The 24,738-nt window shown below is 32.2% G+C and carries 24 protein-coding genes and 1 riboswitch; of the genes, 3 read left to right on the top strand and 21 right to left on the bottom strand.

Going from position 1 to position 24,738, the window contains the following annotated elements; genetic code table 11:
• Window positions 1-37: 37 nt before the first annotated feature.
• Together ACYUJ6_RS08175 and ACYUJ6_RS08170 are read right to left on the bottom strand one after the other, a co-directional pair.
• Window positions 38-1,501, bottom strand: a complete 1,464-nt coding sequence (locus ACYUJ6_RS08175) for an amino acid permease (RefSeq protein ID WP_461845317.1) — start codon at window positions 1,499-1,501, stop codon at window positions 38-40.
• Between the two features lie 117 nt (window positions 1,502-1,618).
• Window positions 1,619-1,796, bottom strand: a riboswitch (Lysine riboswitch).
• 240 nt (window positions 1,797-2,036) lie between these two features.
• The gene (locus ACYUJ6_RS08170; protein ID WP_461842474.1) at window positions 2,037-3,170 is read right to left on the bottom strand and encodes an ISAs1 family transposase; all 1,134 of its coding nucleotides are present in this window, start codon (window positions 3,168-3,170) and stop codon (window positions 2,037-2,039) included.
• Window positions 3,171-3,432: 262 nt separating this feature from the next.
• Between ACYUJ6_RS08170 and rbr the strand changes: the two genes are divergently transcribed.
• A complete protein-coding gene (gene rbr, locus ACYUJ6_RS08165) occupies window positions 3,433-4,017 on the top strand; it encodes a rubrerythrin (RefSeq protein ID WP_461845316.1) in 585 nt (194 codons plus the stop codon).
• 32 nt (window positions 4,018-4,049) lie between these two features.
• Here rbr and ACYUJ6_RS08160 read toward each other — a convergent pair whose 3' ends face one another.
• From ACYUJ6_RS08160 to ACYUJ6_RS08145, 4 genes are all read right to left on the bottom strand, one after another.
• The gene (locus ACYUJ6_RS08160) at window positions 4,050-5,870 is read right to left on the bottom strand and encodes a MutS-related protein (protein WP_461845315.1); all 1,821 of its coding nucleotides are present in this window, start codon (window positions 5,868-5,870) and stop codon (window positions 4,050-4,052) included.
• A 4-nt stretch (window positions 5,871-5,874) separates the two neighbouring features.
• On the bottom strand, window positions 5,875-6,312 hold the full coding sequence (locus ACYUJ6_RS08155; protein WP_461845314.1) for a bacteriohemerythrin: 438 nt from the start codon (window positions 6,310-6,312) through the stop codon (window positions 5,875-5,877).
• Window positions 6,313-6,526: 214 nt separating this feature from the next.
• Window positions 6,527-6,892: a phage holin family protein gene (locus tag ACYUJ6_RS08150; protein WP_461845313.1), complete on the bottom strand. Its 366-nt coding sequence runs from the start codon at window positions 6,890-6,892 to the stop codon at window positions 6,527-6,529.
• Between the two features lie 288 nt (window positions 6,893-7,180).
• Entirely contained in the window at window positions 7,181-7,381 is a 201-nt protein-coding gene (locus tag ACYUJ6_RS08145; RefSeq protein ID WP_461845312.1) for an alpha/beta-type small acid-soluble spore protein, read from the bottom strand.
• Between the two features lie 273 nt (window positions 7,382-7,654).
• Here ACYUJ6_RS08145 and ACYUJ6_RS08140 point away from each other — a divergent pair, with 273 nt between their 5' ends.
• Window positions 7,655-8,506 carry a PHP domain-containing protein gene (locus ACYUJ6_RS08140; protein ID WP_461845311.1) on the top strand — a complete coding sequence of 284 codons (852 nt, stop codon included), beginning with the start codon at window positions 7,655-7,657 and terminating at the stop codon, window positions 8,504-8,506.
• 62 nt (window positions 8,507-8,568) lie between these two features.
• On the opposite strand, the gene ACYUJ6_RS08135 is transcribed toward ACYUJ6_RS08140, so the two are convergent.
• The 9 genes from ACYUJ6_RS08135 to ACYUJ6_RS08095 form a co-directional block, all read right to left on the bottom strand.
• A complete protein-coding gene (locus ACYUJ6_RS08135) occupies window positions 8,569-9,969 on the bottom strand; it encodes an aminopeptidase (RefSeq protein WP_461845310.1) in 1,401 nt (466 codons plus the stop codon).
• A gap of 156 nt (window positions 9,970-10,125) precedes the next feature.
• Window positions 10,126-11,064, bottom strand: a complete 939-nt coding sequence (locus tag ACYUJ6_RS08130) for a magnesium transporter CorA family protein (RefSeq protein WP_461845309.1) — start codon at window positions 11,062-11,064, stop codon at window positions 10,126-10,128.
• Window positions 11,065-11,245: 181 nt separating this feature from the next.
• On the bottom strand, window positions 11,246-11,797 hold the full coding sequence (locus ACYUJ6_RS08125) for a 5-formyltetrahydrofolate cyclo-ligase (protein ID WP_461845308.1): 552 nt from the start codon (window positions 11,795-11,797) through the stop codon (window positions 11,246-11,248).
• Window positions 11,788-12,711: an HPr(Ser) kinase/phosphatase gene (hprK, locus tag ACYUJ6_RS08120; RefSeq protein ID WP_461845307.1), complete on the bottom strand. Its 924-nt coding sequence runs from the start codon at window positions 12,709-12,711 to the stop codon at window positions 11,788-11,790. Before hprK ends, ACYUJ6_RS08125 begins: the two co-directional genes overlap by 10 nt.
• 46 nt (window positions 12,712-12,757) lie before the next feature.
• Complete coding sequence (locus tag ACYUJ6_RS08115; RefSeq protein WP_461845306.1) at window positions 12,758-13,447, bottom strand: TVP38/TMEM64 family protein; 690 nt, start codon at window positions 13,445-13,447, stop codon at window positions 12,758-12,760.
• On the bottom strand, window positions 13,440-14,585 hold the full coding sequence (locus ACYUJ6_RS08110) for a heterodisulfide reductase-related iron-sulfur binding cluster (protein ID WP_461845305.1): 1,146 nt from the start codon (window positions 14,583-14,585) through the stop codon (window positions 13,440-13,442). Before ACYUJ6_RS08110 ends, ACYUJ6_RS08115 begins: the two co-directional genes overlap by 8 nt.
• The gene (locus ACYUJ6_RS08105; protein ID WP_461845304.1) at window positions 14,579-15,583 is read right to left on the bottom strand and encodes a phosphotransferase; all 1,005 of its coding nucleotides are present in this window, start codon (window positions 15,581-15,583) and stop codon (window positions 14,579-14,581) included. The genes ACYUJ6_RS08110 and ACYUJ6_RS08105 overlap by 7 nt, the downstream gene beginning before the upstream one ends.
• 23 nt (window positions 15,584-15,606) lie before the next feature.
• Window positions 15,607-16,317 carry a TIGR04282 family arsenosugar biosynthesis glycosyltransferase gene (locus ACYUJ6_RS08100; protein ID WP_461845303.1) on the bottom strand — a complete coding sequence of 237 codons (711 nt, stop codon included), beginning with the start codon at window positions 16,315-16,317 and terminating at the stop codon, window positions 15,607-15,609.
• Entirely contained in the window at window positions 16,317-16,991 is a 675-nt protein-coding gene (locus ACYUJ6_RS08095) for a TIGR04283 family arsenosugar biosynthesis glycosyltransferase (protein ID WP_461845302.1), read from the bottom strand. The genes ACYUJ6_RS08100 and ACYUJ6_RS08095 overlap by 1 nt, the downstream gene beginning before the upstream one ends.
• A gap of 387 nt (window positions 16,992-17,378) precedes the next feature.
• Between ACYUJ6_RS08095 and ACYUJ6_RS08090 the strand changes: the two genes are divergently transcribed.
• Window positions 17,379-17,543: a Spo0E family sporulation regulatory protein-aspartic acid phosphatase gene (locus ACYUJ6_RS08090; RefSeq protein WP_461845301.1), complete on the top strand. Its 165-nt coding sequence runs from the start codon at window positions 17,379-17,381 to the stop codon at window positions 17,541-17,543.
• A 239-nt stretch (window positions 17,544-17,782) separates the two neighbouring features.
• Here ACYUJ6_RS08090 and helD read toward each other — a convergent pair whose 3' ends face one another.
• The 6 genes from helD to ACYUJ6_RS08060 all read right to left on the bottom strand — a co-directional run bounded on the left by helD (window position 17,783) and on the right by ACYUJ6_RS08060 (window position 24,691).
• Complete coding sequence (gene helD / locus ACYUJ6_RS08085) at window positions 17,783-20,086, bottom strand: RNA polymerase recycling motor HelD (RefSeq protein ID WP_461845300.1); 2,304 nt, start codon at window positions 20,084-20,086, stop codon at window positions 17,783-17,785.
• Between the two features lie 254 nt (window positions 20,087-20,340).
• Entirely contained in the window at window positions 20,341-20,829 is a 489-nt protein-coding gene (locus ACYUJ6_RS08080; protein ID WP_461845299.1) for an ECF transporter S component, read from the bottom strand.
• A gap of 72 nt (window positions 20,830-20,901) precedes the next feature.
• Window positions 20,902-21,411, bottom strand: coding sequence for a QueT transporter family protein (locus ACYUJ6_RS08075; RefSeq protein WP_461845298.1), 510 nt, complete (start codon window positions 21,409-21,411; stop codon window positions 20,902-20,904).
• On the bottom strand, window positions 21,404-22,153 hold the full coding sequence (locus ACYUJ6_RS08070; protein WP_461845297.1) for a hypothetical protein: 750 nt from the start codon (window positions 22,151-22,153) through the stop codon (window positions 21,404-21,406). The genes ACYUJ6_RS08075 and ACYUJ6_RS08070 overlap by 8 nt, the downstream gene beginning before the upstream one ends.
• A 362-nt stretch (window positions 22,154-22,515) precedes the next feature.
• Window positions 22,516-23,394, bottom strand: a complete 879-nt coding sequence (locus ACYUJ6_RS08065) for a DUF6282 family protein (RefSeq protein ID WP_461845296.1) — start codon at window positions 23,392-23,394, stop codon at window positions 22,516-22,518.
• A gap of 43 nt (window positions 23,395-23,437) precedes the next feature.
• Window positions 23,438-24,691, bottom strand: a complete 1,254-nt coding sequence (locus tag ACYUJ6_RS08060; protein ID WP_461845295.1) for an NRAMP family divalent metal transporter — start codon at window positions 24,689-24,691, stop codon at window positions 23,438-23,440.
• Window positions 24,692-24,738: the final 47 nt, after the last annotated feature.

Here is a 24,738-nt window from a genome sequence, read left to right as displayed (position 1 = left end):
AAGAATTTTTCTCTCTGACAATTCAATTTTTACCATATTATTTTAAGGACTTCATATCATTTTCAATACTGTCAAAATCCACCTTTTCCAATTTTATCACAGCAGTGTGATATTTTTTCTTATACCACAACCACAATCCTCCGAATAACGGAAGACCTATATAAGATGAAATCACTCCGCTCCAATCTATTTTACTGGCTTCAAAATAAGTAATACCCTGTCCCAAAATAACTATAATACAAAGTGCCAGTGCTATTATGGGTCCCAGCGGAAATAATTTAGCCTTATATTTCAATTTGCTAAAATCACGTTTTTGAGCAACATAAGCCTTTCTAAAACGATAGTGACAAAGTGCTATTCCCAGCCAGGCTACAAATCCTGCCAGTCCTGAAGCTGCTACCAGCCACACATAAACTGTAGTTTCCGCATAAAGCCCTGTAAGGAAACAGGCAGATGCCACTATTGTAGTCAATATCAGTGAATTTACAGGAACTCCCCTTGAATTAACCTTGCCCAGCCAGGCAGGGGCCTTTTTATCCTTAGCCATGGAATATAACATTCTGCTGGAAGCATACATTCCAGAATTTCCTGCAGACAATACTGAAGTCAATATAATGGCATTCATAAGAGAAGCTGCTCCTGCCACACCGGCTCTTTTAAATACCATAGTAAAGGGACTTGTATTAACACCTGCATTCATATATGGAATTAAGGCTCCTACTACAAATATTGTACCTATATAAAATAATAATATTCTCCAAAATATAGTATTAATTGCCTTTGGTATAGTTTTCTCCGGATTTTCACTTTCCCCTGCTGCTATACCTACAAGTTCTGTACCTTGGAAGGAAAAACCTGCAATTAAAAATACCAGAAATATAGATTTGAATCCTCCTACAAAAGGAGCTTCTCCAACTGTAAAATTTTTCAGTCCAACCGGTTTTCCATTAAATATACCCAAAATGGTTGCTATACCAACTAATAAAAATACAATAACCGTTAAAACCTTAATACCTGCAAACCAAAATTCCGACTCTCCATAAGCTTTTGCAGATAATAAATTAAGTCCAACTATTAAACCCAAAAAACATATGCTCCATATAATAGCAGGTACACCTGGAAACCAGTATTTCATTATAAGAGCTCCTGCTACCATCTCAGCTGCCACAGTTATGGCCCAATTATACCAATAGTTCCATCCCAATGCAAAACCTAAAGCCGGATCCACGAATTTACTGGCATAGGTGCCGAAAGAACCTGAATCCGGCATATAAGTAGCCATTTCTCCTAAACTGGTCATTAAAAAATATACCATAACTCCTATGCAGCCATAAGCTACCAATGCACCTCCTGGGCCTGCCTGATTGATAGTGGCGCCCAATGCCAAAAATATACCTGTTCCAATAGCTCCTCCCATGGCAATCATATTTAAATGCCTTGCTTTAAGTCCTCTTTTAAGTTTATACGCGTTTTCATTACTTTGCTTTGCTACATTTTGCATTTTTCTTCCTCCTTATGGGTTTTTAAGTTCCCATAAGTGAACTAACTAAGATGAGCATAAAAATTACCTTGAGAGTACACTCAAGGTAATAAATATAAAAAAAATATTAATCCTACAATGAATGATAGCTCTCCACAAACTAAAATATTGTGACAGCTTTGTACATATTCTGTACAAATCCAGTTATTCAGCATTAAAACATTAGCTGAATACTTCGGCAAAATTTCCTTTCAAGCTGCTTCACCGTGCTTAACTCCACAGCTTTACTCTTAAATTTCGCACCTCTACCTCAGTTATTCACTTATAATAAACATTATGAACTAAAATTTAAAATTAGTCAATATATTTTTATTTTTTAACCAGGGCAAACGCATGAAAAGTTATAATCTCTTATGTCCCAGATAAACTCTGGAATAAATTCTATCATTGCTAAATTTTCACATATGGTGGTATGAACCAATAGCTTTTTTTTAATTAACCAGATAGTCCTTGTTATTGGATATATCCCGTGACATCAAAAATAAGCCCTATTTTATCAAGCCAAAAATGTATGCTTTACAATTGAATCAAGAAAATCTTCATTTGTCATTGCTTTAGCCCTTTTCCTTGGGCCACTCATAGGTTTTTCTGTTTCTATATTTCTAAGTATATTAAGTGCAAACTTCCTAAGTAATGATAGATTCTCTGGACTGTGTTCCTTTCTTGTCCTGTTAGAATCTTCATTAAACACTACATCAAGTACCCAATGCATACTTTCAATTCCCCAGTGCTTACGCACAGCATTTGAAAATTTTACAGCATCAGCCGGTAGAGAACTTATATAGTATCTTTTCTCTATTGTTATTTTCCCTTTTTCTTCACTCTTTCGTACAGCTATTCCTATACTTTTTAAACTTTTCCATTCACTGCGTGTACTGAGCCAATCTATACTTTCTGTAATGTAGTATTTTCGTACTTCATTTCTTCCATGTCCCTTATCTACTGTCATTGTATAATTGTATGGAATACCTTTAAAGCCCGTTTCTACTGCATCATCTAAATATTCTTTAACTTCTTCATAAAAAAGCTTCTGGTTTCCTTTTAGTGCAAGCACATAATCAGAATTCTTATCCACTATCGCTTTTACTATATCTTTCTGACATCCCATTGCATCAGTAGTTACAATACATCCATTAATATCTAGTAATTTTAGAAGTTCTGGAATAGCCGTAATTTCATTACTTTTTTCGGCAGTTTTTACCTGTCCTATAACTATTCTATATTTACTTGCCCATGCACTTACTATATGTATTGCTGATTTTTCTTCAGCTATATTACGTGCTCCGCATACAGTCTTTCCATCAATCGCTATAATAGATCCATTCAAACTTGCTGATATTTCTTCTATCCATTTCATAAAACTACTTCTAAATTCTTTTGGGTCAATCCATTCAAAAACTCTTTGCAAGGTATCATGAGAAGGTATCCCATATGGCAAAGTCAGATATTTTTTGAAGAAATCGATCCTGTCGTTTGCAAAATCTTCTATAGCCACCCAGCTGTCACAATTTGCTAATGTTGCAACTACAGCTATGAATAATATTGATGTTAGGTTATGTTTAATTTTTGTATCCTGTCTTTGATCTGTTATAAGTCCAAAATAATGTGTTAACATTTTACGTTTTACCATGGTATTTTACCTCATATAAATTTATATGATTTATAATACCACAATAATATGTTTAAAAGAAGCTCCAAACTTACTATTTTAGGCATTTTAACACTTTGTTTACTCATGCGTTAACCCTGATTTTTTAACCCTTTACAATAAGCTATATATTCATGTTTCTCAATTATCTTGTTAAAATTATATTGAATATATGCTGAAATTAATATATTATATTATATAGAACAAAGTATTAAACTATATTATTTATCAGGAGGTAATTTTTATGACATCTTTAAAGGGTACAAAAACCGCTGAAAACTTAATGAAAGCTTTTGCAGGAGAATCTCAGGCAAGAAACAGATACACTTATTATTCGTCTACTGCAAAAAAAGAAGGTTATGTTCAAATTTCAAATATATTTTTAGAAACTGCTGAAAATGAAAAAGAACATGCCAAGAGATTTTTTAAATTTTTAAATGAAGATTTACAGGGTCAAGCTGTAGAGATAAACGCTTCTTATCCAGTTGCACTAGGAGACACTAAAACTATTCTCAAGGCAGCAGCAAATGGAGAAAATGAAGAATGGTCCCAGCTATATCCTTCATTTGCCGACACAGCAGATAAAGAGGGCTTTCACACTATAGCAACTGTTTTCAGAAAAATAGCTGAAGTGGAAAAACATCATGAAGAAAGATACCTGGCTTTACTTAAAAACGTAGAAGATGATACTGTATTTAAAAAAGACAAGGTATATAAATGGAAATGCAATAATTGCGGATATATCTATGAAGGAACATCTGCACCTAAAGTTTGTCCTGCCTGTGCACATCCTCAATCATATTTTGAGTTATTCGTAGAACAATTTTAATATTTTAGAATGCAATGGGAGGGATATCACTGCTACAGTGATATCCCTGCATCTATACCTGCCATTTTCATTAAATAAAGTGCATTTCTAGTACTTGAAACTCCTGATCTAAGTTTATAATCAAATCTAATTTTCCCATCTTCATAAAATTCTTTGAAATGATAATTTTTTATTCTGCCGCCGCTCTCATTTTCCATTTCAGCTAATTCTAAATCATGGGTAGATACCATTCCACAGGTTTTTGCAGCTTCTAAATTTTTTATTAAAATTTTAGCTCCCAGGTGTCTGTCAATGGAATTAGTACCCTTGAATATCTCATCCAAAAGGAAAAATATCTGTTCTCCTCTGCTGCAAGCTTCTACAATTTGTTTTATTCTAAGTATTTCACCATAAAAAGAAGAAATGTTTTCTTCCAGGTTATCACTTATCCTCATACAGGTATAAATTCTCATTATAGAACAGCTGAACTTTTTTGCATAAACCGGAGCACCTGCGTATGCCAGAACCAAGTTTATACCTGCAGTTCTCAAAAGAGTGCTCTTTCCCGACATATTTGATCCTGTAATAAGCACTATACCTGAAGGCTTTTTTAAAGTCAAATCATTGCATACTGCTCTTTCCCCAAGAAGAGGATGTGCCATGGAGTCTGCCTTGAACACAAGAGGAATATCCAAAATCTCAGGGATAACCCAATCTGGATGATCAAAAGCTATAATTGCAAAACTATTCAGCATTTCAAATTTTCCCACTACTTCAATCCAGTCATAAATTAGTTTCCCATTTTTTTGCTTCCACTTTTCAAAAGCAAACATACATTGATAATCCCACAATAGAAATATATTCAATACAATATACAGCATATTTTGACGTTGTGATATATTACCTGCAATTTTATTCAGGTCATATATCTCCTTCTCAGCATTAACGGAGGTTTTTTCCCCCTTAAAAAGTATTTGTTTTAAAGAATTTAAATAAGTACATTCAAACTTTTCTCTGCATATCATATGTATAATCTTCTCATATGCTGTTATACTGTATTTAATTTCTGACACTTTGCTTAAAGTGTTAAACCTATCTTTGGCTCCTGGTATAAGTAAAATAATCTGTATTATAACTGCTATATACCCTATATAATTTTCAAATAAATGGAATACGAAACTCATGATTAAAGATAATATAGTTACAACAGGTAGTATCTTAAATAAAACTATTATATATTTATTTTTATAAAAGGAATTTTTTGCTTTCAGTATATCTTTTAGTTCTAAAATACTTTTTCCCTCATTTTTTACAAAGGAAGCTTCAGCTTGAAAATGCTGTCTCCATTTCAACTTACGCTGCAATTCCAAAATTGCATTCTGACGGTTCCTTATATCTTTTTCATTTCCTATGTCACCTAAAATCACATTTTTTAAGTTTTTCTTTCCAACATACGTGCTGCAGCAACTTATCCACTGAAATAAAGAACCCTTCCCAAACAGATCCAAATCTAAAGAATAATTGTGATTTTTATCCTTAAACTCCTCTCCATCTTTAGTGAATTTTCTCCAGTCTCCTTCAGCTCTGCTTAAGGAATCATCATTTACCCCCCACAGTTTTTCTGTAAAATTCATACGTTTTCTAAGCTTTTCATGAGTTGCTACAACAAATAGAAACAATATAGATGAAGCTAAAAAGACACTAAAACTCATATAATAATATTTTTTTATATAAAAAAATATTACAAAACCCATGCCAAATAAAAATATTATAAACCTCAACCTGCTTATAATCAAAACAGTATTTTTTTGATTTTCTATAAGTTTATGATAATGATCTCTTCTCCTGGAATAAATTTTTTGTATAAAATTCAAACTTCTACCTCTCTTCTTTTTTCGTAAATTGGCTTAGCTTTAGACTTTGAAAATAATCTTTGATTTTTAAATCCATACCTATTATATGACCTGTTATCCAATTATATACAAAATCCAAAAGCTTTAATACCGCCTCCCGTTTATTTTCATCAATTTCTTCTAAATCCAGACTTTGAATTTTTTCTATAAATTTATCATGTACCTTTTTTTGTTCCCTATATCCTGGGTAATCGTACATCTCCATTATTTTCTCTTCATCCTCAAAATGATAAACTGTATATTCTTTCAGATCATCAACTAAATTTAATATTTCTCCAAAATAATCTGCTCGATTTTCATTTATAGCTAAATCATATATAGATCTTCCTATTTCAAACAACCTTTTATGTTCATCGTCTATTCTCCTAATTCCACAACTGTATTCATCTTTCCAATCAAACATCTTATAAAATTGCCTCCTAAAAATCATTATTACAATAGTTTGTCCAAAACAAACTGCAAAAATTTAAAAAAATAGTATATATTACATTTTAATTATAACAAACTTTAAAAGAAATTATCAATGAAAATTTAATAGCTGCTGGTAAATTCCCAGCAGCCTTCATAAATTATTTACTACTCACTACAATTAATTTATTTTCAAAATTGAAATTCTTTTACATAACTCTTCCCGGGATTACAGCATCCAATATACCAATAACTATTGCTGCTAAAATAGCCCCTATTAAAGATACCCTCATGTTAGGAACCAAGAATTGAGTTATATAAAGTATTATAGCTGCAATTATAAATCCTTTTATTCCTTTTCCAAAGGGAGATGCATCCACCCCCATAAACCTTTCTACCAAATAATCTATTAAGCTTATTACAACTGCTGCTGCTAAATAAGACCACAATCCAATTATTCTGAAACCAGGTGTCAAAAAGGATGTTATTGCAAGCACAATTAATGTTAAAATAAATCTCAGTATATAACTGCCTATATTGGATCTTTCCGGTTCTCTTTTTGTATCATCACCCACAGAAGTCACTCCTTTTCAATAAAATATTATTTATGCAAATATAGTTTTACCTAATATCTAAAAAATATTTAAAAATAATAAAACTTTTAATTGAATAATTATAAAATATCTAATATATATGGTATTTTTATCTTTTTTACAGCCTTGCTTAAAACTGCTAGAAATCTTCAAAGGAAATAATCAGTCATAGCATTTTTACTTATATATTCATATTTATTAAATAATTCTGTACTAAAGAGCCAGATGATATTCATCTGGCTCTAATTTATTTTCATTTTATATATTATTCTATTTTAAACCCTGCTCATAAGCCTCAATCATTTTTTTAACCATGTTTCCGCCTACTGAGCCTGCTTCTCTTGATGTAAGATCCCCATTGTATCCTTCTTTTAAATTTACTCCTACTTCTCTAGCTGACTCCATTTTAAACCTGTTTAAAGCTTCCTTAGCCTGGGGAACTAAAACTTTATTTCCTCTGTTACTTGCCATAATTAATTCCTCCTTGTTTTATATATTGTTGTTTTTGTATTACATTTATAAGTTTGCTCCATATAAAAATTATTACTCTATAAAATTACATGAAAATAAGATAACTATTTACATAATTAGAAACCTTTATATAAGATCTTATTTTTTATATTGTATAAGCATATAAAAAATATTTCTCTTCTGTACATATATACTTTCAATTTTTTATTGTAAATTACAAATTGCTTGGAGTATAATAGGTATAATTAAAATAAGTATAAGCAGGTGATATTATTGTATAAAAAAGGAGATTTCCATTTGCATACCACTGCATCCGATGGAAGATTATCCCCTGGTAAAGTAGTTGAAATGGCCGGCAGAAAGGGTATGGATATAATTGCCATAACAGACCATGACACAGTATCAGCCATGGATGAAGCTTTAGATATGGGTAAAAAAACAGGGCTTAAAATTATTCCGGGTATAGAACTATCCACTTTATATGAGGGAAAAAGCATTCATGTATTAGGCTATTTTAAAGAAATTTCTAATATATCCCCTAAATTTAAAAATTTTTTAACGGAAATGAATGTATACAGAAAAGAAAGGGCAAAAAAAATAGTTGATAATTTATATAAATTTTTTAACATAAAATTAAATTATGAAAAGATGCTTGAAAATACCCAGAATGTTATTACACGGCCTCATATAGCTCAAGCCATAATAGATTCAGGATATAATTACAGCTTTAAATATATATTTACAAATTTTATAGGTGACTCCTGTGCTGCTTTTGTTCCCACCAAAAAGCTAACCACCCAGGAAGGTATAAGAATTCTTAAATCTTTAAATTCCATGGCAGTCTTAGCGCATCCCGTTCTCATAAAAGGTGTAAATATAGAAACTTTACTCCAGCTTCCCTTTGACGGTATAGAGGCAATTTACCCTATGAATGGAGCCAATGATACGGACAGATTTATAAAATATGCCAGAAAGTATAATAAAATAATAACTGCAGGTTCGGATTTTCATGGTTTGCCCAGGGAGGGCAGAGATGATTCATCTCATTGTCACAGTATAGGTGATGTTTATTTAGATGAAGATGGAATAAAAATATTTTTAGATAAACTGAATGCTTTAAATTAAAATAATCTGCGTAATGGTATATATGACTACACAGATTATTTTACCATATCTGTTTTTTTATGCTATATTTCCTTTAAAAATGCCTTATATCCCTTTACGGCTTCATATATATCTGCCTTGCTTGCTACCTCCCAAGGAGCATGCATATTGTGAAGTGCTACACCGCAGTCTATAACCTGCATATTGTATTCTGCCAGTATATATGCTATGGTTCCACCGCCTCCCTGATCCACTTTACCAAGTTCTGCCGTCTGCCAGCACACATCATTTTTTTCCATAATATTTCTTATTTCGGCTATATATTCAGGATTTGCATCATTGCATCCTGATTTTCCCCTGGCTCCAGTATATTTATTAAATACTATCCCTTTTCCCAGATAGGCTGAATTGCTTTTTTCCATAACAGAAGGATAATTAGGATCAAAAGCGGCACTTACATCTGAAGACAGCATTTTTGAATTGGTTAAAGACCTTCTCACCTTTAAATCATTGTACTTCCCACACAGAGCTACAACCTCTGCCACTGTATTTTCAAAAAACCTTGACTGCATTCCCGTAGCTCCTACACTGCCTATTTCCTCTTTATCCACCAAGAGAGTTACGCAGGTTTTCTCAGGTTTTTCTATTTTCATCATTGCCTCAAAGGAAGTATATGCACATATCCTGTCATCATGTCCATAAGCCATAACCATACTTCTGTCCAGTCCAAAATCCCTAGCAGCCCCTGCAGGAACTACCTCCAGTTCTGCAGATACAAAATCCTCTTCTTCCATACTATATTTTTCATTTAATAATTTCAATATATTTTGTTTAACTCTATTTTTAGCATCTTTATCCTTGATTGGAATACTTCCAACCAGTAAATTTAAATCTTCACCCTCTATTACCTTGCTTCCTTTTTTATCCATCTGTTCTGAAGCAAGATGTATCAACAAGTCGGATACTCCAAATACAGGATCATCGTCCTTTTCTCCCACTACTATGTTCACCTTGGTACCATCTTTCTTTATTACTACTCCATGAATGGCAAGAGGAAGAGTAACCCATTGGTACTTTTTTATTCCACCATAATAATGAGTGTCAAATAAAGCTAAATCCGTATCTTCATAAAGTGGGTTCTGCTTTAAATCAAGTCTTGGAGAATCTACATGGGCTCCAAGTATTCTCATACCATCTTCCATGCTTTCATTTCCAATTACAAAAAGTGCTAAAGTTTTTCCTTTGTTATTGGCATAAACTTTATCTCCTGGATTTAATGAGGCCTTTTTATCTATTACATTCTGTATATTTTTATATCCATTTTTTTTAGCTCGGGATATGAATTCTGCTATACATTCCCTTTCAGTTTTACATTTGGACATGAAATCTTTATATTCATCTGACAATTTAAAAAGCAGTTCAAAATCTTTTTTTGAATATTTATCCCAGGCATAATTATATTTTTTGATTAAATCCTTTGACATTTTCATCTCTCCTGTCTATATTTTAATTATGAAATATGAAAAATAATTTTTATTATTCATTTATTACCAATTATATTTTATCATAAAATTGAAAAATGTAATCATCATTTGTATTTTTTATTAGAATATTTTTAAAAAGACTTATACACTCCTTCTCTAAAGCCATTTTTTTCTTTTAAATATACATATAAGAATTATAGCTATGAAAGTCATGAATATAACTACATAATGGCATCCATTTTCTATTTCCATAAATGGTACTCCCTTTAAGTTAGTGCCATAAATACTGCTTATGAGATTCAAGGGTAAAAATATAGTAGCTATTACTGTAAAAATCTTCATGAGTTCATTGGTTTTATTTGCTATTTCAGATTCAAAAGCTTCTCTCACCAAAGCCAGATCCTGAACTAAACTTTCAAGAGAAATCATAAGTTTTTCTATTTTTCTGTCTAAACCTATAAAATATTTTATGCTTTCCTTTTCAATAACAAGATTATCATTTATAGTAAGGCTGTCTCCTATATAAATCAAAGGGCTTAAATACTTTCTTATTTTATAGACCTGTCTTCTTAAAGTTATTAAATTATCTATTTGATCCTGCTTTGGGCTTTTTAAAATATTTATTTCAATTTTATCAGCTTCTACTTCCAATTCAGATATTATATCGTAATTTTTTATAACTATTCTATCCAAAATACAGTATAGGAGTATGCATACTCTTGGATTATCCTTTAGTACAAAGCAGTTTTTCCAACCATATATATCTTTTATAAGATTTTCCAATATATCAATTTTGTCTTTATATACAGTTATTATGTAATTTCTGCTTAAAAAGACATTTAATTCTCTGGATACCACTATCTTCTCCATATAATTCAGCACATTAAATATTATAAAAATGTATCCATTAAAAAAATTTATTTTTGACGTCTGTGAAAAGCTTTTACATTCATCTATAGTTTCCCTGTCTACAGATATAAAATCATTTAACTTTTCAACTTCATCTATATACAGAAGTATCCAATAATGACCGTTTACAAAGTCAATTGTTCCATTAATCTCTTGAAAATTATTGTCTATATCCAATACTTTCATAAAAACACCACCAATAAAAACCAACTTTAATTCGCTTATAAATGATCTCAGTTTATATTAGTGTGTTAATTTAATCAAAAATAATTCATTGCATTTTATAAGTCCGCTTTATGTGGAAGTGTTTTAAAATTCACCTTAAATAAAAAAAGAGCAAAAGCCCTTAAAAATATTTTATTAAAATTCAGTCGGAAATAATGCCATCCATAAGTATGTCATGCTTTTCTCTTGGAACCATTTCTAAAATCTGAAAGCTGTAGGCAAGAGCAATTTTTTTTGAATTTTTTCTTACTTTTTTTAAAAATCTATCATAATATCCTCCTCCATATCCCACTCTTCCTCCATTTTTATCAAAGGCAATACCAGGAATATAGCACAAATCTATTGAGGACTCCTCCACCTTTAAATTTATATTTTCTGGCTCCAGTATTCCATAAGCTCCACTTTTCAATTCACTAAAGTTAGATATCCTCACTGCTGCCATTCCCTGCTCCCTGGATATTGTTTTTGGAACGGAAACATTTTTGCCGTCCTCCAAGGCCCTCTTTATAATTTTATGAGTATCCACTTCAGTTTCAAAACTTACAAATATAAACAAGCTTTTGGCACTGTTGTATTCTTTACTGCATAAAATTTTTTGAAATATTATATTGTCTAATTCTTCTCTTTTGCTTTTAGACAGGTTATTTCTTTCCTCCCTAATTGCTTTTCTAATATAGGACTTATCTATTCGCATGATCTTTTATTTTCCACCTCCTGTATTCTCTTGCTGATTACATCTACCGGGGTTATATCTGACATAAGGCTATATCTATAATTTGCCGCCGCAGCCTCCACTATAACAGCTAAATTTCTTCCAGGTCTTATAGGAACTTTCAGCTTTCTCACTGGAATATTTAAAATATTCATATACTCTTTGTCTATACCAAGTCTATCATAATTTTCATCTTTTTTCCACTGCTCCAGATATATTACAAGACTAATATTTTTAGTTCTAAGTACAGAACTCAATCCATAAAGTGCAGGAATATCAATTATCCCCATTCCCCTGACTTCTATCATTCCCGATGTGATATAGGGTGAAGTACCATGAAGCACTCCGTCTATCTGCTTTATATCCACTGCATCATCAGCCACCAGCCTGTGCCCTCTTTTTATAAGTTCCAGTGCAGTTTCACTTTTTCCTATACCACTTTCCCCTGTTATAAGTATACCAATGCCGTATACATCCACCAAAACCCCATGTAGCCTGGTTTCAGGTGCTAGTTTATCATCCAGATAATTCATAAGTTTATTTATAAATCTTGTTGATATGCTGTCAGTTCTCAGTATCCACCTGTTGTTCGAAATGGCACTTTCCAAAAATTCCTTATGCGGCAGCAAATTTCTAGTAACTATAGTACAGGGATTATAAAATTCGAAATACTTTTCCAGTCTTTTTTTTCTGAGTTCCGGCTGCATTGCATCTAGGAAACTCCATTCAGCCTTACCTACTATTTGAACTCTTTTATTGGCATAATAATTGTAAAATCCACTAAATTGAAGTCCCGGTCTATTTATATCACTTTCAGTTATTTCAGTTATTTTATTCCCTTTATTTATAACTTCTAAATTTAAATCTTTTATAATATTTTCTACTGTAACTGACATTTTCTCACTCCTCAGTTGAATTTATCCTATCTTTATTTTCCATAAATTATTTTGTGTTGTCAACTTCTTTACCAGATAAATCATCTTGAAGTTTATCAAAAGATATCTTATTTTTTATAAAATAAGATACTAAAACAAGAATTCCCAGAAGAACCAGGGCAAAAATAAAATTTAAAGAACCTGCATTTTGTGACTTATCACCTAAATTTATAAAGACAAATACCCCTGGTATTATTCCTATTGCGGTAGCCAACAAAAAATCCTTGAATTTTATTTTAGAAAGTCCTGCCCCATAACTTATTATATCGAAAGGTACTAAGGGTATCAACCTCAATGCAAACACTATTAAAAAACCCTTTTTTTCCACTCCATCTCCAAACCACTTTCCCCTGCCTCTAACTAGTTTCTCCACCATATCTTTTCCCAAAAACCTGGCTATATAAAAAGATAAAGCAGCTCCTAGAACAGCCCCTATGATAGTATATATCATACCATAAACCACACCGAAAGCCATTCCACTAGCCAGTGCAAGTACAGCATTGGGGAAAAGTGTAAGAGGTACAAGGGTAAACATTATTATATATATTATAGGTCCAAGCATTCCAAAAGAAGCAATGTAGTTTTTTATACCAGCTGCATTGTATTTATGACATAAACCAAATTTAAAACATATCCATACAGCAGATACAATTAAAGCAATAACCAGTATTTTTAACAGAATACTTTTTTTATTCAAACTTGTGCCCTCCCCTCATAACTTTATACCTATTTATCCAATTTCTATAAAGGCTGGTATTGTCAGGTATCTTGCAATTAGAATCCCACCTGCCTCCAAATATCAAATCCAGTAGGTGCAGGGACTTTTTACCGCCCATTGACATGGACTCCCTGCAGCTGGCACAATACGTAAGTATATAATCAGTGCTGCTGCAGCCTGCAGTAGTTCTCATGATCTTCCTGGATATATCCGGGTTTGTGGTGAAAATCATTCCTCCAGTGCCACAGCAGTGTGTATGCTTTCCATAGTACTTCCCTTCTCTTACTCTATATCCAAGTTCCTCCATTATATATCTTATATTATTTTGGATATCCTCTCTGTATCTAGTAGAGCAGGAATCCTGGATTGAAAAAACTATATCACTGTCTTTTCCTATACCCTCTATACCATGTGGCAGACCAATATCTGCCAGTATGTTCCAAAGTGAAACTACATTTTGAGTTAATCCACATTCTTTGAGAAGTAAAAAACAGGATTGGCAAGCCGTTATTATCTCTACGGCACCTGAAGAATCTACTATTTCCTTAAACCTCTTAATTTTTTTTTGGAAAATCTCCTCTTCTCCTATGATTCTAGAAGGCTTTCCACAACATTCTACAAGCAGTGCCGTTTCAGGAAAATCTTCTTTCAAATACTCGAAAGTTTTAAATACAAGAACCGGGTTATAGGCACAAAGACTGCATCCCGGCATGAAAAGTCTCTTAGGCCTTTCACCGGTCTTATTTCCTAAAATCCCGCTAAATAGCCTTGAAAAACTTAATTTTTGGTGCATATGCACAGACCTATGGCCTTTCAGAGGGGAGATTTTCTTATTGTTCTTCACTACATATTTTCTAATATTCATAAATACGCTGCTTAAATCCAAATTTTTCGGGCAGACTGATTTGCAGGTTTTACACATACTACAGGAATAAGGTATGCTTACATCCATATTCTTTTTTTGGACTGTATCCTTAAATAAAGATTTAGGACTTACACAAAAGTGCTGAAGCATCTCACATTCTTTTACACACAAGCCACATTCTATACAACTGACGCTTATATCCTTCAATTCATTCAAAACCTTTTCATCCAACTTAATAAATTTATCTACCATAAATTCACCTTTAAACTTTCCAGAAAATCCAGATTTAAGTATTCCTCTATTTTTTTTAGAGTATCTTCATTTTTTATATCTTTCTCTGGGTTTCTATACTGAAGCCATGCATATGCACACCAGGAGAGAGCCCTTAAGTACAAATATGGTGCATACATATGCACTCTTTCTCTTATATCCTTTTTACCTTTTTTTAATTTATTTTCATATATAGCAAAAAATCTGTTTATTTCTTCTTCATGAAACACATAAGAGGACTTCCACAGCGTGGTGGTTTTTGCTAAAAACTGTGTCAAATCCTGGCAGGGATCACTTATTACCGGCTTTTCCCAATCTATAAGATAATTATTTTTTTCTCCTATAATGAAATTATTTGAATTGACTTCCGTATTATTAATTACATGCCATTTATCCTCCACAAAATATTTTTCCCTGTAAATATTACTTTCTGCCTGCTGCAAGAATTTATAAAAAAAATGTTTTTGTTCTTTTTTAACCAAGGGAGATACCATAAAATCCTTAAGCCATTTTTTAGATTCCAATACCCTGCTGGAAAAAATATTATTCTCCACTATAAAATCTTTCTCATCTTTTTCATTTAAATCCAGGGAATGAATTTTACTGAAAATATCTGCAGCCTTTTCCAAATCTGTTTTATAGTTTAAAGGCTTTCCCTTCAAAAATTCCATAATCAAAATTCCATAATTCAAAAATTTCCTTCTATCATCTGCATAATACACCTCAGGTGTTACCTGACTTACGTGAAGTCTTCTAAGTACATTGAATTCGTATAAAATCTGATGTTTAAGTTCTAACTGACTTCCCGTATTCACTCTAAATACATATTTTTTATCATCATATTCCAACACATAGTTTATATTATATTCACCCTGGGCAAGAAAACTAATGGAATAATTATCATCTATGCCCAGACTCCTCAATTCCCTGTTTTCACTTATGTACTCTTTTATCTTATATATCAATTCATCTTTTAGCATATGAACTCCTTTAAATTATAGAATTATCTATTTGTGTTAGCTTTTCTTCCATTAAACTTGTAAAATAAAATTTCGTTTACAAATTCATAAGTATTTTTAGGGAATATATCCCAGCATCTATTCTTATCCTTTACTTTGAACATAAATTTTATTAGATCGCTTTTAGTATCTATATCACAACATTTGTGAGTAAATCCTATGGTTTTGTTACTTCTATTTGCTATATCCATAGTACCTTCAATTACCGATTTTTTTCCCCATCTTATATTATTTGAAAATATCTCCGAATATCTTTCCTTCATACCTATTAAATAATATCCTCCATCTTCTGTTGGTCCCAGGCACACATCCTTATCTTCCAATATATAAAATGCCTTTTTTATATAGGATGGTTGTATTTCCGGTATATCAGTTCCTATTAAAATTACTTTCTCATATCCCTTGTATAAAACCTTATTTATGGCATTGTCCATTTTATTGCCTAAGTCATTTCCGCTTTGAGGGAATATATTTATATAACTGGGAATTATATCCCTCATATAAGACAAATTTTCTTTTGGGGTATATGTAAGATATATATCTATTCCAGAACCCAGCATGCTGCATACCCTGAAAACATCAAGCAAAAATCGAGTATGAAGTTTGGCACATTCCTCTCCTGTTAAAAATTCCATTAATCTGGTTTTAGTTTTACCTGGAATAGGCACTCTTGTCATCAGTATAAGTGCATTCATTATCGGGCCTCCCTGTACATTTTATTTAGTTTTTCTGGTGAAACACCCAGAAAATATAGTATCCTGAGTTTGTGCATTAATATATGAGTTTTAATGGGCCCCCGGTTTTTAAATCTTCTTGCAGAAGTTCCTATGCCACATCTGAGCAATTTCATCTTCCCCATTTTCCTCAATCTTAATGACAGTTCCAAATCCTCCATAATATCTATGTCTGCATATCCTCCTAATTTTTCAAATATGTCCTTTCTAATAAACAGTCCCTGATCTCCAAAATATATTTTAAACTTTTCTGCTCTGATATTTGAAGTTTTGGATATGTATCTCATAAATAATGTATTGAAATCATAAAAATAAAGAGAAAATCCCCCTCCTATATTTTTATCTTCAATAGCTTTTTCTATATAATTAATTGAATTAGGATCCACTATGGAATCTGCATGTAAAAACCATAGTATGTCACCCCGGGCATATTCTGCACCCTTGTTCATTTGTTTTGACCTTCCTCTTTCACTAAACAGCACTTTTGCATATTTGCCTGCTATGAAGGCAGTATTGTCCGTACTCTCACCATCTACCAGAATTATTTCCTTTCTCCCTTTTATGTTTTCCAAGAATGTCAAAAAGCCTTTTAATTTTTTTTCTTCATTCAATACCGGAATTATTATTGAAACCATTTAAATCACCAATCAATTTTTATATTCTATATTTTAATTATAACTTTTTCACATGTAAAACCTTAATGAATATAGTTATTTAAAATACTTATATTGTTCTATATTATTATTTCTTATCAATACGTTTTATTTTTAACTGAAACATATAAAAAACTTTTAGACATTATTTTATTTTAGCAATTTTTACCATGGCACTTTATATCAATATATACAGACACATTTTTCTTTTTTCCACATTTTCTCCACAGAATAATCCACACCTTATCTACAGAAATTATGTTTATTTTTGTAATATACTGTATTTTAATGGCTAATAAAAGATATGTTTATTTTATTATTATCTGGTAAAATATAAGAGGAGTAAAGTTACCTTATGGAGGAATAGTGATGAAAAATGATTTAACAGATTTAGATATTCAAATAAATAATCTAAAAGAAACTCTATATTTATTAATAAAAGGCGGTAGTCTTACAGACGAAACAGTGGTTAGATGCAGCGAAAAACTGGACAAGCTAATTTTAGAATATCAAAGAGAAAATCATTTTGGTTAATTATTGCTTTTTAATAATTATATTCAATATATATCATCTCTTCTAGCCATAATAAAAAACAAGGGGTCTAAGCCCCCAATTTAAATCAAAGTTAGAAATTTATCTACAAGTTCACCTGCTTTTTTCAACTTTTTCTCATCTGATACAAATTTAAATATGAATCCTCTTCTACTGCATTGAAGTTTAAAGATTTGAATCTGCTGATAATAATGGGAACTGTTTTAGATGCTGTTTTCTAATTATTTATAGGAGCCAGTAATAATTTTAGACATTTTTCCTGAATAAAATATATATTCCATATGAAGAGCCCTGGTGAGAACTACATATAATATTTTCTTATCCAATTCACTTTCAGTATAATTTTCTTCATCACAATTATAAATTACACTGCAGTCAAATTCCAATCCTTTTGTCATATAGGATGGAATTATTATTTTGTCATCTCTCAATACATTATCATTTTCTCTGACTAAATTCCAATCGTACTCACTGTACTTCTTTAAATAACCCCTGATTTTTCTGCACTGTTCATAGGTTTTTCCTATAACAGCTATTGTATTTTTATTAATATTATGAAGTTCTTTCACTATATTATCTAATTTTTCACCGAAATCTCTGTTATTTGTAAATTCAACTATTTTAGGTAAATTTCCGTGTCTTAACACAGGTACTGCAGGTTTCAAATCATTTTCTTGGCGTTCAAGCACCTTATTTGCAAATTTTATTATCTCCACTGTAGAACGATAGCTTTGAGTCAGCTGAAAATACTTTACATTGCTTTCAAATATATTTTTTATAATATCATTCCAATTGGATATTCCTCTATAGTCATATATACCCTGTGCCAGATCCCCTACTACAGTCATGGAGTCCCCTGTACTCATTTCCTTTAAAACTGCCATTTCAAAGCTGCTGTAATCCTGTGCTTCATCTACAACCAGATGTTTATATTTGAATTTATTGGGCACTCCTTCTATTTTAAATTTCAAATAGCAGAGTGCGGCCAAATCATCACCATCTACTATCTTATTTTCCATATTTGTTTTAATTTCCTTTACAAGATTATTCCAGAGGTTTTCAGAAACTCTTCCCTTTATAATTTTTTCAAACACTTCCTGACTGGTTAAGAACTTTTTATAAAGTCTGGAAGTATCCACTTCAGTCCATCTGCTAAAATAATCTTCAAAATTTTTTTTTGCCTCCGTTACCACACTTTTTCTTTTTTTATCTCTTTCATCATATATATATGTAAGTCTCTTCCTCCTGTCCGAACCATCCTCCATAGTCTTTTTTATCCTGGCAATTTGATAATCATAGAGAAAATCTATTTTATCTACTATTTTATTTATCTTATCATCTATCTTCAATTTAAAATATCTTTTTATCTCATATTTTCTCTGATTCACGGGAAGGTACTTCATATCCTTTAAATATAACCTGTATATTTCTTCACTGTGGAATAAAATATAATTTTCTACCTTTATATCATCTATATTCAAATCTTTCTCTTCAATATATTTTACATAATCATCAATTAGTTCCTTGTATAAAATACTGCCCCTTATACGGCTATTGTCACTGACTATTTTTTTATAGTGATATTCTCCGTTTTCAAGTATATCAGCCAGTTTCCTGTCCCTGGTGTATATTTTGTCTTTAAGATGCAGCATTTCACTGCACATCTCCTCAAAAGTTACCTGTTTTACATCATTTATTCCCAAATCCGGAAGTACATCCGATATATAACTTAAAAAAAGTTTATTGGGAGCTATGACCATTACATCCTTCCCCTTCAATTTATCTTTATATCTATAAAGCAGATAAGCCAATCTATGAAGAGCCACTGTAGTTTTTCCAGAACCGGCGGATCCTTGAAATATAAGGGTAGTGTTTTTATCAGTTCTTATTATGTTATTTTGTTCTTTTTGAATAGTGGCAACTACATTTTTAAGCCTGTTATTTACACTCTGATTTAAATTTATTTTTAAAAATTCATCAGCCAATGAATTACCCTCTTCATTAGTTGATTTCAGCATTATTTCATTTATTCCTTCGTCAAAGGCATCTTTTAGAATTTCATTTTCAATTAAAAATTTTCTCTTTAGACTAAGTTCTCCGCTTATTATTCCAATAGGAGATTTATAAAAGGTTTTCCCTTCTACACCGCTGTAATATAAATCAGCTAAGGGAGCCCTCCAATCAATTACCTTTTCATCTCCATGCTGTATATCTCCCAATCCAAATTTGCCTATATAAAAAGTTTCTTTATGACCCTTATATTCCCTGAAATCTATTCTGCCAAAATAGGGTTTTTCCCGGCATTCTTCATACTTTTCCAAATTTTTATGAGTTATATTGTATAACCTTTCTTTTGTATCCAGTTCTTCATTATATCTTCCTTTAGCCTGCTTTCTAAGATCTTCTATACTTGTTTTTAATTTGATATCATCTGACTCTATATTTTTAACTTCTGTTTTTATCCAATTTAAAATGTCTTTCAAATGTTCTTTTTCAATTTTCATTTCACTGCAGTCTATAGCCATATTATCTCCTTCCTCAAATATCAAGTGATTATTAGGTTCAGGCGGATTTTTCCCGCCTAATGCTTCGGAATTGTTATCCTGGGATTTAACCGCTCTCTATTCCACTTTTAGAAAAACTGGGAGTATTGGAGTGGTTAACCATGGATAAATTTTATATTTAACAGTATAATATGTCAAGAGTACAAAAAAGCAGTATGAATCCATACTGCTTTTTACCCTGTTTTATTATATCTTAATACTTTTATTATTTAACCTTAGATTCTCTTCAAACTCAAGCTTCTGGCAAGTGCTCCCAAGATAGCCAGGGAAATAACTCCATCTACCATATGATGAATTAGCGTACCTGTACCCACTACTATAAGTACCTTGTACATGGTAAAACCGAAAGGTATTACTGCTATAGCTTCGAGTACAGCATGGATAGGTGCTGTAAGCACTATAACCTTTTTAAAGGATATTCCCCTTCTAAGCATAAGTGCACCAGCTAATCCCACAAATATATGGCTGGAAGCTCTTGCTGCTATTACAAGGGGTGATGTTACTAAAAATCCTATTACAGAACCTATACCCACCATTACTGCTGCAAAAGGTCCCAAAAACATTGATATGAACATTGGTACATGGGCGGCTAAAGTAGCGCTAAAGGGTCCAATCTGTATTTTTAAAATTCCAAAAGCCGTCGGGACTATAATTGCCAGAGCTGTCAAGAGCCCTGAATAAGTAAGTTTTTTTATATTATTCATTTTTCTCCTCCAAACCAATGTATATACTCCTATATATACACTAGTTTATATCAGTTGGAGCTAAATGTAAAGCTATTTATTCTGAAAACTCTTCTCCATTTTATGGTTGGAGGATTTTATCTTTATTCTATTTAGAAAGGCAGTGTTCCTAAACATCTTCTTAAAAACAAAATATCCCAGAAGCATCACTGCAAGTTCCCCCACTGCCTGTGTGAAGAATGTATAAAAAAAAGGTACTTTATAGAGTATATGCAGCTCTTCTGCTATAAATGCGCTTCCAAGCACAGGCCATATAACAGATAGAGCCATGCTTTTTGTCTTCCACATGGCATATGTGGACAAAAGAGTTTGAAAACTCCCCACAAATACATCTACCATGCTAAAGCTGTAAAAATTTGATATGGCACATCCTACAGTGAGAGATATGATGTAAAATGGATCTATAAAAGCTAAAAAGTTTAACATCTCGCTCAATCTGAATCCTATTGGTCCCCAATAAGAAAGCTGACCCAGTGCAATAGTTGCAACTATATATATTGCAGCCACTACAGATATTTTTACCAGTTTATTGGTTTTACTCATCCATCTTACCTCCCACTCCATCCAAATCCGCATTACACCTGCCATCTATATCATCCAGTATCTCAACCCTGTCATAATAGGTTGTCTGAAGTTTTTCAAATAGATAACTGTTATAAAACTCATCTATAAGGGCATTATCTCTTTTTACATTTTTGGTGTTTTCACAAAATATATTTACTGTGACTCTTTCAAAATAATTTAAGGCAAGTTTCAAATCTCTTTTCAGTGCTTGAATATTTTGCCCCCTTATGCCAAAAAGTAAATTCACCCAATCAAAATTTTCAAAATTCCAGGCTTCTCTACAGCCCATACCCTTATTCAGTATATTTTCTCTATAGTCAATTTGGAAACTCTCAGCCCCAACTATAAATTTTAGTTTTGCAGGTGCAAATTGTTCCCTGAAAATTTTTATGTCATCCTCATATTTTACATGACTCTCCATAATAAGCTGCTTAATATTCTTTTCCCTGCACAATTTTATAAGTTCAAATACTGTGACGGCATCCAATTCACTGGCGCTTCCAGAATTCATTATCTGAAGCACCCCGTATTTTCCCGTAACTTTTTCAAGCACTTCATGATTTAATTTATGATTTCTAAAAGCGCTATAGTCCTGATCAAGATGATAGTCACAAAATATGCAGTTTCCCCAAAAACACCCGCTTCCCCTTAAGAGCACCACTTCTCTTGGCAGTCTTTCTGTAACCTGTCCATATCTTTTTAATTTTGGTAAATGTCTCATTGCTTCCTCCTGAAATTTTAAATATGTAAATTAAGAAATGGAACTGTCCTGAATATGTATAAAAATATAAAAAGGCAGAGATAAATTCTCCACCTTAATCACAAAAATAAGCTATTTTTCACTAGCCAATCCCTAGTTTTGTTTATAGACAGGATGGTTCCGAACTGTCTTATACAGTTTTCTATAATTTATTATATAGTATAAAGTGCATAAAATCAAGGGTTTTGGAGGATTACCGCAGGGCAAACCCATGAAAAGTAATATTGTCATTTGCAAGATCTTCTATGGCAACCCAGCTATCGCAGTTTGCCAACGTACCAACTACAGATATAAATAATAAAAGATTAGAATTTCATTGCTTATTATTTAAGCCCCAATAATTCTGCAGGGTTTTCTTTTGTCATCTTGTCAATAACTTTTTCAGGTACCCCCGATTTACGAAGAAACATTACGTAATCAAGAAGTTCTTCACTCCAAAGTGGATTCTCAATCTGACCTGCATCTGTGGATACAATGGTGGATTCATAGCCAACAGCTTCCATGGCTTTTAAGTTCATTTCCAAATTTTTTACCCATTTTCCATTTACCACTCTCGCATAGCATCTTTCAAAATATACACCGTATTTAGCCAGTGCCTTTTGATCCTCCAAAGACATATTCACTGAGGGCCATTCCGGGTGTGTGATTACAATTTTTTTGACACCCAACTCCCTGGCCTTATCTACTACAACTCTTGTTTCATAAGGAGCCAAATGTGCAGTAGCCATAATTACATTGTTTTTCGCAATCATTTTCATAATCTCTATAAGTTCAGGTACAACTTTCCCATCTTTCAATACTTCAATTCCGTCTGATTTCTCCTTTTGCTTTCTATCATTTGATGAATACTCTGTGGGCAGCCATATAATTTTTGCATTCATTGAAATTGCATTTTGAACTGCTGAAGGATTCAATCCACCCACTTGGGTATTTAGAGTTATACCTCCAAACACATGAACCCCTGGTACTGCTTTTTCTGCAATTCTGGCCCTATCCATAGTAGGTACAACATGGGATTTTATTACAACAGCTCCAGCACCTACTCTCCTTGCCTCCTTTGCAAGTTCTATATCATCAAAACGCCTTTCTTTAATATCAGGAGATGTGTGAATATGCATATCAATTATTCCCTTGAGTGCATTGTCATCGCATTTTATATCTAAATCACATATTCCTTCCAATGAACTATTTTTACATTTCATAACTTAATACACCTCTTCTTAATATTTTTATAATACTTTAAGACTATGCAAATAATGCTTTAATGCTGGTCAAAGATTCTATTCCAGCATAGGCAGTTATTATAACTATGATAACACCTATTATGAACAGCCATTTTGGATGCTTATAATTTCCCACAATATCTTTCCTCCTGGATGCTATTAAAATCATAACAAGCATTATGGGAATAATGAGGCCATTTAGAGAACCTGCAACTATGAGTAATTTAGCAGGTTTACCCAATATGATCATTATAAGTGTTGAAATAGCAATTATGCCACTTGTAAGAATTCTCTCATGTCTGTTTACAAAGGGACTCAGTGTCTTAAAAAAAGTAATAGTAGTATAAGAAGCTCCCACAACACATGTAACTGCTGCACACACAATAGCCACTCCAAAGAATATATACCCTAAATTTCCTGCTCCACATTTAAAAGCTGATGCCGCCGGATTAGTAGGATCTAATCTTATCCCTCTGGATACTACACCTAGAGCTAATAGAAACAGCATAATTCTTATAACTGTTGTTATAGCTACTGTGAAGATAGCAGAACTCTCTACTTCTTTTAAATTTTCTTCTCCAGAAATTCCTGCATCCAGCAGACGATGCATCCCTGAGAATAATATGAAACCTCCAATTGTTGCTCCCATTAAAGTCACAGTTGGAAATAATAATGTTGATGGTTTTTGAGGAAACAGAGTACCATAATTCAGCCTAACTCCAGTGCCTATTGAATTTCCATGAAGGACCACTATAGTCATACAAAAAATAACAAGTATCATGATAATACCTAATATTTTTGAAAATTGATCCAAAGCTCTGCCTATATTTTTGGATAAAAATATGAGTATAGCCGAAATGCCAGCTAAAATACATCCTGCCTTCAAATTAATACCAAAGAGAATGTTAAATCCCAATGCTGTACCGCCTATATTGGCTGTATTGAAAGCTATTGATCCTAATAATATCAAAAATGAAATCACATACCCAAGTCCAGGTACAATTTTATTCGCAATGTCCTGTGCTTTCAGTTTTGAAACACATAATACACTCCATACATTGATTTGTGTGAAAATATTTATTATAAATACAGCTATAATTACTAAAACAAGTGACAATTTGTAGTCCTGTGCAAATTGAGCTGTTTGAGTCAAGAATCCAGCACCAACCGTTGAAGTGGTTGCAGTAAAAAATGTAGCACCCCATAATATACTTTTTTTAGTTTTTTTGTCCATAACACTATCATTAATATTATTTTCATTGTTAATGTCAGCCAATTTATAATCCTCCTTTTATATGCCAATAGGTATTTCATCCACAAATT

The organism is Clostridium sp. JNZ X4-2 (genome assembly GCF_054889485.1).
Note: the sequence above shows the minus strand (reverse complement) of the source record. Positions and strands in the feature narration are given on the sequence as shown.

Bases quoted from the DNA above. Each gene is read 5' to 3' on its own strand.
- ACYUJ6_RS08075 (WP_461845298.1), bottom strand. From the start codon at position 21,411: ATGAGTAAAACCAATAAACTGGTAAAAATATCTGTAGTGGCTGCAATA.
- ACYUJ6_RS08105 (WP_461845304.1), bottom strand. From the start codon at position 15,583: ATGCTAAAAGATGAATTGATATATAAGATAAAAGAGTACATAAGTGAA.
- helD (WP_461845300.1), bottom strand. From the start codon at position 20,086: ATGGCTATAGACTGCAGTGAAATGAAAATTGAAAAAGAACATTTGAAA.
- ACYUJ6_RS08175 (WP_461845317.1), bottom strand. From the start codon at position 1,501: ATGCAAAATGTAGCAAAGCAAAGTAATGAAAACGCGTATAAACTTAAA.
- ACYUJ6_RS08080 (WP_461845299.1), bottom strand. From the start codon at position 20,829: ATGAATAATATAAAAAAACTTACTTATTCAGGGCTCTTGACAGCTCTG.
- ACYUJ6_RS08135 (WP_461845310.1), bottom strand. From the start codon at position 9,969: ATGTCAAAGGATTTAATCAAAAAATATAATTATGCCTGGGATAAATAT.
- ACYUJ6_RS08100 (WP_461845303.1), bottom strand. From the start codon at position 16,317: ATGAATGCACTTATACTGATGACAAGAGTGCCTATTCCAGGTAAAACT.
- ACYUJ6_RS08090 (WP_461845301.1), top strand. From the start codon at position 17,379: ATGAAAAATGATTTAACAGATTTAGATATTCAAATAAATAATCTAAAA.
- ACYUJ6_RS08145 (WP_461845312.1), bottom strand. From the start codon at position 7,381: ATGGCAAGTAACAGAGGAAATAAAGTTTTAGTTCCCCAGGCTAAGGAA.
- hprK (WP_461845307.1), bottom strand. From the start codon at position 12,711: ATGTCAGTTACAGTAGAAAATATTATAAAAGATTTAAATTTAGAAGTT.
- ACYUJ6_RS08070 (WP_461845297.1), bottom strand. From the start codon at position 22,153: ATGAGACATTTACCAAAATTAAAAAGATATGGACAGGTTACAGAAAGA.
- ACYUJ6_RS08095 (WP_461845302.1), bottom strand. From the start codon at position 16,991: ATGGTTTCAATAATAATTCCGGTATTGAATGAAGAAAAAAAATTAAAA.
- ACYUJ6_RS08155 (WP_461845314.1), bottom strand. From the start codon at position 6,312: ATGTTTGATTGGAAAGATGAATACAGTTGTGGAATTAGGAGAATAGAC.
- rbr (WP_461845316.1), top strand. From the start codon at position 3,433: ATGACATCTTTAAAGGGTACAAAAACCGCTGAAAACTTAATGAAAGCT.
- ACYUJ6_RS08065 (WP_461845296.1), bottom strand. From the start codon at position 23,394: ATGAAATGTAAAAATAGTTCATTGGAAGGAATATGTGATTTAGATATA.
- ACYUJ6_RS08170 (WP_461842474.1), bottom strand. From the start codon at position 3,170: ATGGTAAAACGTAAAATGTTAACACATTATTTTGGACTTATAACAGAT.
- ACYUJ6_RS08130 (WP_461845309.1), bottom strand. From the start codon at position 11,064: ATGAAAGTATTGGATATAGACAATAATTTTCAAGAGATTAATGGAACA.
- ACYUJ6_RS08110 (WP_461845305.1), bottom strand. From the start codon at position 14,585: ATGGTAGATAAATTTATTAAGTTGGATGAAAAGGTTTTGAATGAATTG.
- ACYUJ6_RS08125 (WP_461845308.1), bottom strand. From the start codon at position 11,797: ATGCGAATAGATAAGTCCTATATTAGAAAAGCAATTAGGGAGGAAAGA.